Here is an 11,918-nt window from a genome sequence, read left to right as displayed (position 1 = left end):
GGTGGCACCAATGGAGATCTACATCAACGAGCGTCCGCTGGCGCTGCCCGCTGCCGTCGTCCCGTTGTCGGCTGTCCGGGTGGCCCCGGCCGCTCGACCGTCGGCTCCGTGGGCGCACCAGGCCCAGGTTCAGGCCGAGCTGAACCTGACGGTTGCGCCGCTCACCGGAGCCGAGGGGACCAGTGGCTTCACGGGCATGGGCATCGACGGCGCCAAGCAGCGCACTGATGTCCGCGGCGTTCCACCTCGAGGTAGACCGGTCTGATCACCAGACCAACCGGCTCACCTCGAGGCCGCGGAACCCGCTACCGGGATCCGCGGCCTCAGTTTTTGTCCCGCCGAGTACGTCGGAAATCCGATCCACGAGATCGAAGTGAGAGAGAGGTGACCGGGAGATGAGTCTGGCGTTGGCCCCCGTCGACCTGAGCGTCGAGCTGGAGGCGAACCTGCCCTGCCGGAAGTTCGACCCCGACCTGTGGTTCTCCGACCAGCCCGCCGAGCTGGAGTTGGCCAAGTCGCTCTGCGGGGACTGCCCGCTGCGCGTCGAGTGCCTCGCCGGCGCGGTCGAGCGGGCCGAGCCCTGGGGCGTCTGGGGCGGCGAGATCTTCGAGCGTGGCGCGGTCGTCCCGCGCAAGCGGCCCCGGGGCCGCCCGCGCAAGGAGGACGTCGCGCGTGACGCCGCACTGAAGGTCGAGGCCGAGGCGCGCCTGGCGGCCAGTGGGCTGTCCACGTCGCGGCACGCCGTCCGGTTGGCTGCCTGACACACCCGATCCGCACCACCCCCGCCGGTGTCCCACCGGCCCGAGCAGATCAGAAAGGGTCGATACCCATGCTGCACATTCCCCACGGAGCCGTCGAGATGCAACTACTCCACGAAGCGTTGTCCCGGGCCCGAATGCCCCGGCCTCAGGCCGGTCGCACCACCACGAGCACTGAGGCAACCCGCACCACCCGAACCGCCCGTACCGTCGCGATGAACAGCCGCAACCGGTCGGCACGCGACCTGGGCGTGCACTAACCGAACAGCACACCCGCGCGGGGCGGGTCGGCCGCCGGCCGACCCGCCCCGCGTCGTCGTACCGGATCACCCCGGCGGTGCCCGTGGCCCGGCTCGGAACGGCGGCGCCCGTCGCCCCGGCTCAGCCGACCGGGGCGAAACCCGGCAGCCAGCGCTCCAGGATCGACCGGTACGGCGCCTTCGCCTCCAGCTGGCACAGCACCCCGATCGAGCCGAGCGTCACCCGGTGGATCAGCAGGTACGACGGCGGCAGGTTGAGCTGCCGGCTGAGCTGGTACGCGGGCGAGCGCGGGCTGGCCAGCCGGGTCGCCTCGGCCCGCAGCCAGGCCCGGGTGAACCGGAACTCCTCGTCGGCCACCGGGTCGAGCATGGGCCGGATGAAGTCGAGCACGGCCTGGGCGTCGATCTGCTCCGTCCGGCTGACGAAGCCCTCGTCGCGCAGCCCGTCGACCACCGCGTCCGCCTCGCCGCGCAAAGCCAGCCCGGCCAGCCGGCCGATCGGCTCGGGCGTGCCCTCCGGCATGCGGGCCACCGCGCCGAAGTCGATGACGCCGAGCCGGCCGTCGGGCAGCAGCCGGAAGTTTCCCGGGTGCGGGTCGGCGTGCAGCAGCCCGGCGCGGGCCGGCGCGGACAGGTGCAGGATCGCCATGAGCCGGCCGGCCTCGTCGCGCTGCTCCTCGCTGCCCGCGCGAATGATCTCGGCGAGCGGGGTGCCCTCGATCCACTCGGTGACCAGCACCCGGGGGGTGGCCGTGAGCACCGCCGGGATGAAGATCTCGTCGTCGTCGGCGTACGCGGCGGCGAAGGCGCGCTGGGACTCGGCCTCCAGCTCGTAGTCCAGCTCCTCGGTGATCCGCTCCCGCAGCTCGACCAGGAGCGGCTTGACGTCCAGCCCCGGCTGGATCGCCCGGAACATGCCGCCCAGCCGGGAGAGCTGCTTGAGGTCGGCCAGCAGCGCGTCACCGGCCCCCGGATACTGGATCTTGACGGCGACGTCCCGGGGCGCGCCGCCGTCCGGGTCCCGCCACACGGCCCGGTGCACCTGGCCGATGCTGGCCGCGGCGGCGGGGGTGTCGTCGAAGGAGACGAAGCGCTCCCGCCAGGCCGGGCCGAGCTGCTCGGCGAGCACCCGGTGCACGGTGGCCGCGGGCAGCGGCGGGGCCGCCTCCTGGAGCTTGGTGAGGGCCTGCCGGTAGGGGGCGGCGATCTCCTCGGGCAGGGCCGCCTCGAACACCGACAGCGCCTGGCCGAACTTCATCGCCCCGCCCTTGAGCTGGCCCAGCACGCTGAACAGCTGCTCGGCGGTGCGTTGCTGGATCTCGGCGGAGATGACGTCGGACGCCAGCCCGGTGACGCGCTTGCCCATGCCGAGAACGGTCCGGCCGGCGAAGCCGAGCGGCAGAGCGGCGAGCTTGGCGGTCCGGGACACGGCCCGGCGCGGGATGTCGGTCACCCGGCCATTGTTACCGACTCGGCGGCCCCGCGGCTGCTCCGCTGCCGGGCCGGGGCCACCCACCCCCGGATCGTGGCCGGCCGCATCCGGATCGTGGTCGTCCCACCCGCCCGGCCGTCGGCCGCGCCAGGGCCCGCCAGGGTCCGGTCAGCGGCGGGGCCCGGCGCAGCGGCCCGGCCCGGCGGCCCGGCCTGGCGGCCCGGCCTGGCGGCCCGGCCTGGCGGCCCGGCCTGGCGGCCCGGCCTGGCGGCCCGGCCTGGCGGCCCGGCCTGGCGGCCCGGCGCGGTGGGGCGGCCGGAACCGGGATCGGTCAGCGGCTGGGCCCGGCGCAGCGGCAGGACGGGTGGGGCGGCCAGGTCCGCCGGCGCAGCCGGCCCGGTCCGGCGATCTCCACGGCACAGCCGAGGGTCTCCGGGGTGCCGCCGTCGAGGTGCGCCAGGGCCTCGGCGGCGGCGTACCCGGCCGCCGCGAGCAGGGTCGCCGTGCCGCAGGCATGGCCCGGGGCGTCGGCGGCGAGCTGGGCGGCGAGCGCGGGCCAGCCCGGGTCGCGGTCCGTCCGGTGCAGGTCGACGCAGTGCAGGCAGGGCCCGACCGGCGGGCGGACCAGCGGCCCGACCGTGGGGACCCCCTCGCGGACGCCGAGCAGCAGGTGCGGCTGACGCCGCTGGGCGAAACCGGCCGCGACGAGGGCCGCCGGCCGGTCGAGGCCGAGCTGGAGCACGAGATCGGGTCGACCGCCGCGCAGCGGGCGGGTGGCGGTGCCGGGGGCCACCCGGTCCACCGCGTCGCGTACGGCGGCGGCGAGCGGCCGGCCCAGGTCGGCGGCGGCGAGACCCGTGCCCACCAGGTCGGCCGGGCACACCGGCCCGGTCAGGTCCGGGCGTACGTGCCCGACCCCGGCCTGGGCGAGCGCGACCGCGACGGGCGCGCCGAGCCGGCCGCCGCCGGTGACCAGCACCCGCGCGGCCCGGCGTCGCCGCAGCACCTGGGCCGGTGTGCCGGGCAGCGCGGGCGCGGCGAAGGCCAGCGCCCCGGCCTCCGCGCCGAGCCGCCGCCGCGCCGGGCCCGCGAGGTCGCGGGGCAGCAGCGTGTGCGCGGGTACGACCAGCCCGGCGGCGCACAGCGCGTCGACGAGCCCGCGCGCCTCGTCCCGTGGCACGTCGGCCCCGGCGGCGTGGGCGAGGACGAGGCGTTCGCTGCGGGTGCCGTCGAGCAGGTCGAGCACCCGTACGGCGCGGGGATTGGCCACCTCGACGAGGACGGCCCGGCCGGGCTCCAGCCCGAGCTGGAGCGTGTGCCGGTCCCGCCAGAGGCGGACCAGGCCGGGCAGCAGGGTGGGGCGGGGCAGCGGATCACGAGTCATGGCAACGAATCGTGACCGAGTCCCTGCTTTCCGTCGATCGTTGTCCACAGGTGCGCACCCGCCTACGCAGGGTTGTCCACAGCCAACGGCGGGTTATCCACAACTGGCCGGTAACCCTGTCGGGTGACCGACACGGTCGTACGCCGGAAAGGCGACGGGGGAGGGCGACCGGCGGTCGCCCTCCCCCGTGTCGGACCCGAACGGGTCAGACCTTCGCCTTGCCCAGGATGCGGTTCACTGTTGTGCCGCACACCGGACACTTGCCCTTGGCCATGTTCATCCCGGTCTTCGAGACCTCGACGTGCCCCTCGAAGTCCCGCTTCTCCTTGCACTTGACGCAGTAACCGTTGTAGGTCTGGGCCTGGTCGGCCACGGTGTCCTCCTCGTCTCGTCCGCCGGTCAATCCGGTTCCGGCGGGTTGCCCGGCGGCGGGCCACGGGGGGCGCCGGCGCTGGGACTTCTCCGCGGCCACGCTCGTGACCGCTGGTCCGCGGACCCTACCCAGGTGCGGGTGGTTCCATGTCAGCTGTGCTTCGACACTGTGAGCAAGTCGACGTCGAGAGTGTGCATGCCGAATAACGTCGGATAAGTCAGTTTCGCGGGGACACGCCGGGTGAACCCACTCAGATCGCCCGGGAGACACCCCCCGGCGGGCGGCCGGCGGCGTGATCACATACCGTGGGGCGGAGCGACGCGTCGTCGCGACGCGGCCACCACGAACCGTGACGGAGCCCTTCCGTGACGGTCCGCAAGGAATTTTTTCGGGACTCCTGGTCACCAACCATGACTTTCCGGGCGCGTGTCGTGGTGTTGACTCTTGCGGACCCCTGGTCAGTACCCATTAGCTTTCCTTCGTGACAGCAATCCAAGGCTGCGCGGCCCGCTGATGGCAGGGGCGCGGAAGCCGGTCGTCGAAGTGCGGCGCAGCCAGCGCCGGCGACGCACGGTGTCCGCCTATCGCGACGGCGAGCGGGTCGTGGTGCTGATCCCCGACCAGTTCTCCCGGGCCGAGGAGACCGAGTGGGTCGACCGGATGCTGGCCCGGTTGGCCGCCCGCGAGGGGCGACTGGTCCGCACCGACGACGAGCTGTTCGGCCGCGCCACCCGGCTGCGCGGCCTCTACCTCGCCGAGTACGGCGACCAGGCCGTCCCGGTGAGCGTCCGTTGGGTGACCAACCAGAACGGCCGGTGGGGCTCCTGCACCCCCGCCGACCGCACCATCCGCATCTCGCACCGCATTCAGGACATGCCCGACTGGGTGATCGACTACGTCCTGCTGCACGAGCTGGCCCATCTCATCGTGCCCAGCCACAACGCCCGGTTCTGGGCGCTGGTGGGGCGCTACCCGAAGGCCGAGCGCGCCCGCGGCTACCTGGAGGGCGTCGCCGCAGCCTCCGGCACCCCCCTGACCGACTGACCACCCACGCCCACCCCACCCCACCCCACCCCGGCCCGCACCCCTAGCCCGCGGCGATCTTGCACTTGGGGCCCCGGCGAAAGGCGTGAAACGGACCTTCGAGGGGCCGAAAGCGCAAGATCGGCGAGTGGTGGGGCGGGCTGGCGGCGCGGTCGGGACGCGTGGGGCGGGCGGGGCAGGGTGGGGCGAGTGGGGCGGGTGGGTGGGCGCGGGCCGGCGGGGGGTTTCGGTGGCGGGCTCGTCTAGGGTCGGGGCGTGGCCCGACGTGTGGTGGTGGCGTTGCTCGGCCCGGTGGCGTGGACGCCCCCGGGAATCGACCCGGCGGCCTGGCGGGCCGCGCTCGCCGAGGACGTGGTGGACCTGCTCGCCACCCTTCAGGAGGTGGAGACCGCGATCGCGGCCGTCCCGGCCGACCGTGCCCTGGCCGAGTCCGTCACCTGGCCCGGCACGGCCGTGCACGAGGTGCCCGCCGCCACCGGCACGGCCGTCCTCGCCGCGCTGACCGACGCCGGGTACGACGAGGCTGCCGTCGTCGCCGCCGACGCTCCGGACCTGCCCGCCCTGACGGTCGGCAAGCTGCTCCGCCCGCTGACGACCCGGCCGGTGGCCATTGCCCCGGTCGAGGGCCCCGGCACCGGCCTGCTCGGCGTCGCGTCCCGGCTGCCCGTGCCCGCGTGGCTGCCCGAGGTCGACCTGGACGCCGCGCACCCGGCCGAGGTGCGCCGGGCCGCCCCGCACCCGGGGGACGTGGCCGTCACCGCCGCCTGGCGGCGGATGCGCGGCCCTGCCGACCTGGCCGCCCTGGACCCGGCCGTCGAGGGCTGGGAAACCACCCGCGCCCTCCTCTCGGCCCGCCCCTGACCACCGCCCAGGCGTGCCCACGCCACCGGCCGGCCCACGGTGATCAAGAGCTTTGCGTCATCGGGAAGATCAACACTGACACTTTTCTCTTGATCACCGGGCGAGGGCGGGGCGGGGCGGGGCGGGGCAGGGCCGGGCGGGGCCGGGCGAGGCGGGGGGCGGGGCCGGGCGGGGCGGGTGTGTTGGGGTGGGGGTCAGGGGCGGGTGGGGGGTTCGGGGGTGTCGGGGGGTTCCGGGGGGCCGGGGGAGGGTGGGGGTGGGGGCTGTTCCTGGGGGCCGCCCGGGGCGGTGAAGTCGAAGGTGGCCAGCTCGTCGTCGAGGTCGAGCCGGGCCGTGGCGAACGCCACCGGGTCGGTGAAGTCGTCGTCGGAGGGGAGCAGGTCGGGGTGGCCCCAGACGGCGTCCCGGCCGGCGATGCCGCGGTGCTCGGTCAGCGCCGCCCACAGGGCGGCAGCCTCGCGCAGCCGGCGCGGGCGCAGCTCCAGCCCGACCAGCGCCGCGAACGTCTGCTCGGCCGGCCCGCCGGCCGCCCGCCGGCGGCGGAACGCCTCGCCGAGGCGTACGACGTTGGGCAGGCGCTCACCGGCGGCGTCGTCCACCACGTGGCAGACCCAGCCCTCCACCAGGGCCAGCGCGGTCTCCAGCCGGGCCAGCGACGCCTTCTGCGTCGGGGTGTCCTCCGGGGTGAAGATGCCCTCCAGGGCGATCGCCTGCATCGACTCCGGGTCGGTCGGGTCCACCCGGCCCATCGCCTCCTCGATCGCCTCCCGGTTGACCCGGATGCCCGAGGCGTACGTCTCGACGGCGGTGAGCACGTGCCCGCGCAGCCACGGCACGTGCTCGAAGAGCCGCTGGTGGGCCGCCTCGCGCAGGGCCACGTACAGCCGGACCTCGTCCTCGGGCAGCTCCAGGCCCTGGCCGTACACCCGGATGTTGGCCGGGATCAGCGCGGCCGTGCCGGCCGGGCCGAGCGGCAGCCCGATGTCGCCGGCGGAGAGCACCTCGGCGGCGAGCGAGCCGAGGGCCTGCCCGAGCTGCCCGCCGAAGAGCGCGCCGCCCAGCGTCGCCACCATCGACTGCATCGGGCCGAGCTGGGCGCGCGCCTCCGGCGGCACCAGGTCGCCCATCGCGCCGACCATCCGGCTGGCCACCGGGTCGCAGAGCTTGCGCCAGACGTCGAGCGTCTTGTAGATCCACTCGTTGCGGTTCCACGCGACGGAGGTGCGGATGCCCGTCGGCCAGGCGGTGGCCGGCTCCAGCCAGAGGTCGGCCAGGCGCAGCGCCTCCTCGACCGAGTGCCGCTCGTAGGGTGAGGCCGCCGGGTCTCCGGTGGCGGCGAGCTGGCTGGCGGCCACCTGCCGGGCCAGGTCCCAGTTGACCGGTCCGCCGCCCTGCGCCGAGAGCAGGTGCTGCAACTGCGACATGAACTGCTGCATCGCCGCGGGATCGTTGGGGTCTGGTGGTTGCCCACCCGGGAGCGCGAAACCGAACGGAATATCAGGCACGACCTCTACGGTACGCGCGCTGCGCCCCTGGCAGCCGCCACCGGCGTTGCGCTGAGGGCGAAGTCCCCGTCACCCTCGGGCACCCCGCCGCGGCCTCGGTACGCTCACCGCCATGAGACGTCGCGGCGTGACCGTCCTCCTGGGTGCCCTGCTGACCGCCCTGCTCAGCTTCGGCGTGCTCAACGCGCCCATCCCGTACGTGGTGCTCGGCCCCGGCCCGACGGTCAACACGCTCGGCACCGTGGACGGCAAGGAGGTCATCCAGGTGACCGGGCGGGCGACGTCCACCTCCGCCGGCCAGCTGCGGCTGACCACGGTCGGCGTGCAGCCCACGGTGCGGCTGCGCTCCGCGCTGGCCGGCTGGTTCTCCGCCGACGAGGCGGTGGTGCCGCGCGAGCTGGTCTACCCGCCGGGGGAGACCCAGCAGGAGGTCGAGCAGCGCAACGAGGAGGACTTCCGCAACTCCCAGACCAGCGCCGAGACCGCCGCGCTGCGGGAGCTGGGGTTCCCCGTGCAGGTGCTGGTCAAGACCGTGACGGCGGGCGGCCCGTCGGAGGGGGTGCTCTCCCCGGGCGACGTCGTCACCTCGGTCGACGGCACGCCGGTCACCAGCGCGGGCAAGCTCACCGAGCTGATCCGCGCCAAGCCGGCCGGCACCGCCCTGACCGTCGGCTACACCCGGGCCGGTGCCGCCGCCACGGCCCGGATCACCAGCCGGGAGTCCGACGGCCGGCCGCGCATCGGGGTCGAGATCGACCAGCAGCAGCCGCACCCGTTCACCCTCTCCATCGACCTTGGCGACATCGGCGGGCCGAGCGCCGGCCTGATGTTCGCCCTCGGGATCGTGGACAAGCTGGAGCCGGCCGACCTCACCGGCGGGATGGTCATCGCGGGCACCGGCACCATCGACGACGAGGGGCGGGTGGGCCCGATCGGCGGTATCGCCCAGAAGCTGGTCGGCGCGAAGGACTCCGGGGCGAAGGTGTTCCTGGTGCCGGAGGCGAACTGCGCGGAGGCGGTGCGTAACCCGCAGCCGGGCCTGCCGTTGCTGAGGGTGGGGTCGCTGGCCGAGGCGCTCACCGCCCTGGAGACTCTCCGCTCCGGGGGCCAGCCCACCCGCTGCTGACCGACGCGCCCGCCCGACCCGCCCGCCCGCGTGACCGTGGGCCGACACTCTCAGGAACACCCCGTACTCTGGGTGCCTGGTCGGAGCCGATCACATCGAGCGTGCGGAGCCAAACAGTGGTCATGCGTAGCAGCCCCCTGCCGAGGATGAGCCGGCGCGGACGCGTCACCATCGGAGTCCTGGTCGGGGTGTTCGTCCTCTTCACCCTCCTCGGATGGGGGGTGCAGGCGTGGACGGACTGGCTGTGGTTCGACGAGGTGAGATACACACAGGTCTTCACCGGCGTGCTGGCCACCCGGCTGCTGCTCTTCCTCGTCGTCGGCCTCGCGATGGCGCTGGTCGTCGGCGGCAACCTCTGGCTGGCCCACCGGCTGCGCCCGAAGCTGCGGCCGCACTCGCTGGAGCAGGCCACCCTGGAACGCTACCGGATGGTGCTCGGCCCCCGGCTCGGCCTGTGGGTCAGCCTGGTCGCCCTGGTGGTCGGCCTCTTCGCCGGGCTGTCGGCGCAGAGCCGGTGGAACCAGTGGCTGCTGTTCCGCAACGGCGGCGACTTCGGCGTCAAGGACCCGGAGTTCGGCGTCGACGTCGGCTTCTACGTCTTCCAGTTGCCGTTCTGGCGCTACGTGCTGGGCGTCGGCTTCACGGCGGTGGTGCTGGCCCTGCTCGGCGCGCTGGCCGTGCACTACATCTTCGGCGGCGTGCGCCTACAGGGCGTCGGGGACCGGATGACCAATGCCGCGCGCGCCCACCTGAGCACGCTCGTCGCGGTCTTCGTGCTGCTCAAGGCCGTGGCGTACGTGCTGGACCGGCGCAGCATGCTGCTGGAGTACAACGAGGGCGCGAAGCTCTACGGCGCCGGGTACGCCGACATCAACGCGCTGCTGCCGGCGAAGGAGATCCTCGCCTACATCTCGGTCGTGGTCGCCATCGCGATCATCGTGTTCTCCAACGCGGTGATGCGGAACCTGGTGTGGCCGGGCATCTCGCTGGCCCTGCTCGGCGTCTCCGCCGTCGCCATCGGCGGCATCTACCCGTGGGCCGTGCAGACCTTCGAGGTCAAGCCGAGCGCCAAGGACAAGGAAGCGCCGTACATCGAGCGCAGCATCGACGCCACCCGGGCCGCGTTCGGGCTGGCCGACACGAAGACCCAGCCGTACGCGGCGAGCAACCTGGTGCCGCCGGCGAGCCTGGGCACCGACACCTCCGTGGTGCCGAACGTCCGGCTGCTCGACCCGCAGCTCGTTTCGGAGACGTACACCCAGCTCCAGCAGGTGCGGGGCTTCTACGACTTCGGCCCGAAGCTGGACATCGACCGGTACGCGGTGGGCGGCAAGACCTCCGACTACGTGGTCGGCGTCCGGGAGGTCAACTACGGCGAGCTGACCGACCAGCAGAACACCTGGATCAACCGGCACACCGTCTACACCCACGGCTACGGGCTGGTGGCCGCGCCGGCCAACCAGGTGGTCTGCGGTGGTCAACCGTTCTTCGTCTCGGGCTTCCTCGGCGAGAAGACCCAGGAGGCGTGCTCCGCGCAGACCGAGCAGATCCCGGCCACCCAGCCGCGCATCTACTACGGCGAGCGGATGGAGCCCGAGGACTACGCGATCGTCGGGCAGGCCAACCCGGAGCGCAACGCCGAGTTCGACCGGCCGACCCAGACCGGCGGCGAGCAGTACTACACCTACACCGGCGAGGGCGGCGTCGAGATCGGCTCGTTCACCCGCCGGCTGCTCTACGCCATCAAGGAGCAGGAGTCCAACTTCCTGCTCTCGGAGGCCGTCAACGAGAACTCGAAGCTGCTGTACGTGCGCAACCCCCGGGACCGGGTGGAGAAGGTCGCGCCGTTCCTCACCCTCGACGGCGACCCGTACCCGGCGGTGGTCGGCGGCCGGGTGCAGTGGATCGTCGACGGCTACACCACGGCCGCGACCTACCCGTACGCCGAGCGGGTCAACCTCCAGGCGGAGACCACCGACGAGCTGACCGGCCGGGGCACGTTCCAGCTCGCCCGGGAGAACGTCAACTACATCCGCAACTCGGTCAAGGCCACGGTCGACGCGTACGACGGCACGGTCCGGCTGTACGAGTTCGACCAGACCGACCCGGTGCTCAAGGCGTGGAACAAGGCGTTCGGCGGGGACCTGGTGCTGCCGAACGACAAGATCCCGGCCGAGCTGCGGGAGCACTTCCGGTACCCGGCCGACCTGTTCAAGGTGCAGCGCAACCTGCTGACCAAGTTCCACGTCACCGACCCGGGCGACTTCTACTCGGCGCAGGACTTCTGGCAGGTGCCGAACGTGCCGGACAACCCCGACGGCGGGCAGAAGCAGCCGCCGTACTACCTGTGGACGCAGTTCCCGGGGCAGACCGCGCCGCGCTTCCAGCTCACCTCCGCGGTCACCCCGAACGGCCGGCAGAACCTCGCCGCGTTGATCTCCGGGTCGTACGTCGACGGCAAGCCGCAGCTGGAGGTGCTGGAGCTGCCCGACCAGACCCGGATCTCCGGGCCGGTGCAGGTGCACCAGCAGATGACCAACAACGCCAACATCCGGCAGCAGCTCAACCTGCTCTCCTCCAACCAGGCCCAGGTGCAGTACGGCAACCTGCTGTCCCTGCCGTTCGGCGACGGGATGCTGTACGTCGAGCCGGTCTACGTCAAGAGCAACCAGCAGGACGCGTACCCGCTGTTGCAGAAGGTGCTGCTCTCCTACGGCGACGGCGGCTCGTACGTGGTGCTGGCCAACAACCTGACCGACGGCATCAAGCAGCTCGTCGACCAGGGCAAGCAGGCCGCCGAGGGCGGGACCCCGCCGCCGACCGGCGGCACCCCGCCGCCGGGCGACGGGACCGGCGCACCGCCGCTGACCGGCGAGCTGGCCGAGGCGGCGGGCAAGGTGCAGGCGGCCATCGCCGAGGTCAAGGCCGCGCAGACGTCCGGCGACTTCGAGCGGTACGGCCGGGCGCTCAAGGCCCTGGACGAGGCGATGACGGCGTTCCAGCAGGCCCAGCAGGCGGCCAACCCGACCGCCCCGGCCGGGCCCTCGGCGTCGCCGTCCGCCTCCCCCAGCGGTGGCTCCGCCCCGTCGACGTCGGCGCCGGCAGGGGGATGACCAGCGGTTACGCCCCGCCCCGTGGGCCGTTTTGCGGCCCGCGGGGGCGGTGCGTTAGGGTT

At 73.5% G+C, this 11,918-nt stretch carries 10 protein-coding genes; 6 read left to right on the top strand and 4 right to left on the bottom strand.

Annotated elements, in window-relative coordinates:
* The first annotated feature begins 10 nt into the window (after nucleotides 1-10).
* Entirely contained in the window at nucleotides 11-265 is a 255-nt protein-coding gene (locus ACFYWL_RS00245; protein ID WP_386965298.1) for a hypothetical protein, read from the top strand.
* Nucleotides 266-395: 130 nt separating this feature from the next.
* Nucleotides 396-761 (top strand): WhiB family transcriptional regulator, encoded by a 366-nt coding sequence (locus ACFYWL_RS00240; RefSeq protein WP_074472662.1) that lies wholly within the window; start codon nucleotides 396-398, stop codon nucleotides 759-761.
* Between the two features lie 378 nt (nucleotides 762-1,139).
* Here ACFYWL_RS00240 and ACFYWL_RS00235 read toward each other — a convergent pair whose 3' ends face one another.
* The 3 genes from ACFYWL_RS00235 to ACFYWL_RS00225 all read right to left on the bottom strand — a co-directional run bounded on the left by ACFYWL_RS00235 (nucleotide 1,140) and on the right by ACFYWL_RS00225 (nucleotide 4,207).
* The gene (locus ACFYWL_RS00235) at nucleotides 1,140-2,471 is read right to left on the bottom strand and encodes an ABC1 kinase family protein (protein WP_386965296.1); all 1,332 of its coding nucleotides are present in this window, start codon (nucleotides 2,469-2,471) and stop codon (nucleotides 1,140-1,142) included.
* Nucleotides 2,472-2,781: 310 nt separating this feature from the next.
* Nucleotides 2,782-3,834: a hypothetical protein gene (locus ACFYWL_RS00230; protein WP_386965294.1), complete on the bottom strand. Its 1,053-nt coding sequence runs from the start codon at nucleotides 3,832-3,834 to the stop codon at nucleotides 2,782-2,784.
* A 205-nt stretch (nucleotides 3,835-4,039) separates the two neighbouring features.
* Nucleotides 4,040-4,207 carry a DUF5679 domain-containing protein gene (locus ACFYWL_RS00225; protein WP_007464795.1) on the bottom strand — a complete coding sequence of 56 codons (168 nt, stop codon included), beginning with the start codon at nucleotides 4,205-4,207 and terminating at the stop codon, nucleotides 4,040-4,042.
* Between the two features lie 513 nt (nucleotides 4,208-4,720).
* Between ACFYWL_RS00225 and ACFYWL_RS00220 the strand changes: the two genes are divergently transcribed.
* Nucleotides 4,721-5,251 carry a M48 family metallopeptidase gene (locus ACFYWL_RS00220; protein WP_043965850.1) on the top strand — a complete coding sequence of 177 codons (531 nt, stop codon included), beginning with the start codon at nucleotides 4,721-4,723 and terminating at the stop codon, nucleotides 5,249-5,251.
* Between the two features lie 255 nt (nucleotides 5,252-5,506).
* Nucleotides 5,507-6,112: a hypothetical protein gene (locus ACFYWL_RS00215; RefSeq protein ID WP_386965292.1), complete on the top strand. Its 606-nt coding sequence runs from the start codon at nucleotides 5,507-5,509 to the stop codon at nucleotides 6,110-6,112.
* Nucleotides 6,113-6,306: 194 nt separating this feature from the next.
* Here the strand turns inward: ACFYWL_RS00215 and ACFYWL_RS00210 are convergent, their stop codons facing one another.
* The gene (locus ACFYWL_RS00210; RefSeq protein WP_386965290.1) at nucleotides 6,307-7,548 is read right to left on the bottom strand and encodes a zinc-dependent metalloprotease; all 1,242 of its coding nucleotides are present in this window, start codon (nucleotides 7,546-7,548) and stop codon (nucleotides 6,307-6,309) included.
* Nucleotides 7,549-7,729: 181 nt separating this feature from the next.
* Between ACFYWL_RS00210 and ACFYWL_RS00205 the strand changes: the two genes are divergently transcribed.
* Nucleotides 7,730-8,743 (top strand): PDZ domain-containing protein, encoded by a 1,014-nt coding sequence (locus tag ACFYWL_RS00205; protein ID WP_386965287.1) that lies wholly within the window; start codon nucleotides 7,730-7,732, stop codon nucleotides 8,741-8,743.
* Nucleotides 8,744-8,865: 122 nt separating this feature from the next.
* Nucleotides 8,866-11,856 carry a UPF0182 family protein gene (locus ACFYWL_RS00200; RefSeq protein WP_386965285.1) on the top strand — a complete coding sequence of 997 codons (2,991 nt, stop codon included), beginning with the start codon at nucleotides 8,866-8,868 and terminating at the stop codon, nucleotides 11,854-11,856.
* The last annotated feature ends 62 nt before the right edge of the window (nucleotides 11,857-11,918 follow it).

This window comes from Micromonospora sp. NPDC002575 (assembly GCF_042889525.1).
Lineage (GTDB): Bacteria > Actinomycetota > Actinomycetes > Mycobacteriales > Micromonosporaceae > Micromonospora > Micromonospora carbonacea.
Note: the sequence above shows the minus strand (reverse complement) of the source record. Positions and strands in the feature narration are given on the sequence as shown.